Source organism: Streptomyces sp. NPDC006309, assembly GCF_040613095.1.
Classification (GTDB): Bacteria; Actinomycetota; Actinomycetes; order Streptomycetales; family Streptomycetaceae; genus Streptomyces.
On the sequence record NZ_JBEXRO010000063.1, the window covers coordinates 1 to 3,446 of the forward strand.

Here is a 3,446-nt window from a genome sequence, read left to right on the forward strand (position 1 = left end):
GAAACCCTCAACAACAACGGCACCGCCATCCCCACCCTCCACCGCAACCAAGCCACCCTCACCCACTTCACCCAAGCCGCCGCCCAAGCCTGGACCCACGGCATCACCATCGACTGGCCCACCCTCCTCACCCCCTACAACACCCACCCCACCGAACTACCCCCCTACCCCTTCCAACACCAGCACTACTGGCTCACCCCCGAACGTGGTGTGGCCGACGCCCGCGGGCTCGGTCTGGCGTCGGCCGGGCATCCGCTGCTGGGTGCGGTGGTGGAACTGGCCGACGACGAGCGGCTGGTGTACACGGGGCGACTCGCCCTGGACACGCAGCCGTGGCTGGCCGATCACGCGGTGCAGGGCACGGTGCTGCTGCCGGGCACCGCGTTCCTCGAACTGGCGATGGCCGTGGGCAGCAGGCTGGGCTGGGGGCGGCTGGCCGAACTCACCCTCCAGACGCCGCTGGTCCTCGAACCGGACGCGGCCGTACAGCTCCGCCTGACCGTCGAACCGCCGGCCGCGAACGGACAGCGGGAGCTGGCCGTGCACTCCCGGCCGCAGGACGCCGACCCGGGCAGCGCGTGGACGCGGCACGCCGCGGCGCTGCTCGACGCGGATGACGACACCGCCGACTTCGACCTGACCGAGTGGCCGCCGCCCGGTGCCCACGAGATCGATGTCGACACGCGGTACGACACCCTCGCGGAGGCGGGCTACGACTATGGCCCCGCCTTCCAGGGCCTGCGGGCCGCCTGGCGCACCGACCGCGACGTCTATGCCGAGGTGAGCCTGCCGGCCGATCTGGACGGCACCGCCTTCGGCCTGCATCCGGCGGTGCTGGACGCGGCTCTGCACGCGGTCGGCCTGCTGCGCGAGAACGGTGGCACCGTTCTGCCCTTCTCGTGGTCCGGTGTCACCCGCTACGCCGAGGGCGCGGACACTCTGCGGGTGTGGCTGAGCGCGGCCGGCGAGGACGGGGTGACCCTGCGGGCGGCCGACGGCACGGGAAAGCCGGTGCTGTCGGCGGAGGCGGTCACGATGCGGCCGTACGCCGCCGACCCGGCCGCCGGTCGCGGCGCGGACTCGTTGTTCCGGCTGGACTGGCAGCCGGTCCCGGCCGCGGCGACTGAGGTCGACGCGTGTCTGGTGGCGGACCTGGCCGAGGTGCCGGATCCCGTACCGCAGGTGGTCGCCGTGCGATGTCCGGCCGGTACGCGAGGCCCGGGGCGCACGGGAGCGGGGCTCGCCGGGGACGCGCACCGGGCCGCGGGCTGGGCCCTGGGCCTGGTGCAGGAGTGGCTGGCCGATGCCCGCTTCACCGGTTCCCGGCTGCTGGTGGTGACCGACGGCGCCGTCGGCCCCGACGCGGAGAATCCCGCCCAGGCCACGGTGTGGGGCCTGATCAGGACCGCGCAGTCCGAACACCCGGACCGTTTTTCCCTGTTGGACACGGACCCGGCGCACCCGGTCGACTCGGTGCCCGCGGCCGTACTATCCGAACCTCAGCTCGCCCTGCGCGGCGGTACGGTGCTCGCTCCCCGGCTGGTGCGGCACACCGGCGTCACCGGGCCGGCCGGTGGCTTCCGGCTCGACCCGGACGGCACCGTGCTCGTCACCGGCGGCACCGGAGGGCTCGGCGCTCTGGTGGCGCGGCGCCTGGTCACCGAGCACGGCGCACGGCATCTGCTGCTGGTCAGCCGCCGCGGCCCGGAAGCGCCCGGCGCCCCGGAACTCGCCGCTGAACTGCGTGGGTTGGGTGCCGAGGTCATCCTCGCCGTCTGTGACACCGCCGACCGCGACGCGCTCGCGCACCTGCTGACCGGCGTACGGCTCACCGCCGTCGTCCACACCGCGGGGGTGCTCGACGACGGCATGGTCGGGTCGCTGACCGCGGACCGGCTGGCCGCCGTACTACGGCCCAAGGTGGACGCCGCCGCGCACCTCGACGAGCTGACCGCGGAGCAGGACCTCGCGGCCTTCGTCCTGTTCTCCTCCGTGGCGGGCGTACTCGGCAACCCCGGACAGGCCAACTACGCCGCGGCGAACGTCTTCCTCGACGCGCTCGCCGCCCGCCGGCGCACCGCCGGGCGCCCGGCGCTGTCGCTCGTCTGGGGCCTGTGGGCCGAACGCACCGGGCTCACCGGGCACTTGGACGGTGACACTCTCTCGACCCGGGGTGTCTCCCCGCTCTCCACGGAGCAGGGCCTCGGGCTCTTCGACCGGGCGCTCGCCGATGACAGCGCGGTGCTCGTACCGGCCCGCCTCGAACCGGCCGCGCTGCGCGCCGACGCGCTCGCCGGGACCCTGTCCCCGGTGCTGCGCTCGCTGGTGCGGGTCCCGCAGCGGCGTCCCGGCGAGTCCGGACTGCGCCGCAGGCTGGGCCGGATGTCCCAGGAGGAGGGCCGCCGACTGCTGCTCGACCTCGTACGCGCCCAGCTCGCCACGGTCATCGGCCGCGACTCCGCGGAGGGGATCGATCCGGACCAGCCGTTCAAGGGCTTCGGCGTCGACTCGCTGCTCGCGGTGCAACTGCGCAACCGTCTCCACTCCGTCACCGGCCTGCGCCTGCCGGCGACCCTCGTCTTCGACCACCCCACACCGGCCGCCGTCGCCGACTTCGCGCTCGCGCTCGCCCAGGAGCGCGCCGGGCGGTCCACCCCGCCCACAGCTGCCGCCACCACCGTCGCACCGCGCACGGACGACGACCCGATCGTGATCGTCGGCATGGGCTGCCGTTTCCCGGGCGGGGTGGACTCGCCGGAGGGGCTGTGGCAGGTCGTCGCCCAGCAACGCGACGTGATCTCCGGCTTCCCGACCGACCGGGGCTGGGACTTGGACGGCCTCTACCACCCCGACCCGGACCACTCCGGCACCTCATACGTCCGGCACGGCGGGTTCCTGCACGAGGCCGCGGACTTCGACCCCGCCTTCTTCGGGATCTCGCCGCGTGAGGCGCTGGCGATGGACCCGCAGCAGCGCCTGCTGCTGGAAGTGTCCTGGGAGGCCCTGGAGCGGGCCGGCATCGCACCCGGCTCACTGCACGGCAGCGACACGGGTGTGTTCGCCGGGGTGATGTACCACGACTACGGCGGTGGCGGCCGGATGCCCAAGGAGGCCGAGGGCCACTTCCTGACCGGTACGACCGGCAGCGTGGCCACCGGCCGGGTGGCGTACACCCTCGGCTTGCAGGGTCCGGCGCTGACGGTGGACACCGCGTGCTCCTCGTCCCTGGTCGCCCTGCATCTGGCCGTGCGCGCCCTGCGCTCGGGGGAGTGTTCACTCGCCCTCGCCGGCGGCGTCGCCGTGATGTCGACGCCCAATACCTTCATCGAGTTCTCGCGTCAGCGGGGCCTGGCGGCCGACGGGCGGTGCAAGTCGTTCTCGGCGGACGCCGACGGCACCGCCTGGGCCGAAGGCGTCGGCATCCTCGTCGTCGAGCGGCTCTCGGA

Annotated in this window: 1 protein-coding gene; it reads left to right on the forward strand. The window is 73.9% G+C overall.

Annotated elements, in window-relative coordinates:
* Positions 1–3,446: type I polyketide synthase (locus ABZ117_RS34165; protein WP_356826692.1), on the forward strand; the 3,446-nt coding region annotated here is incomplete at both ends.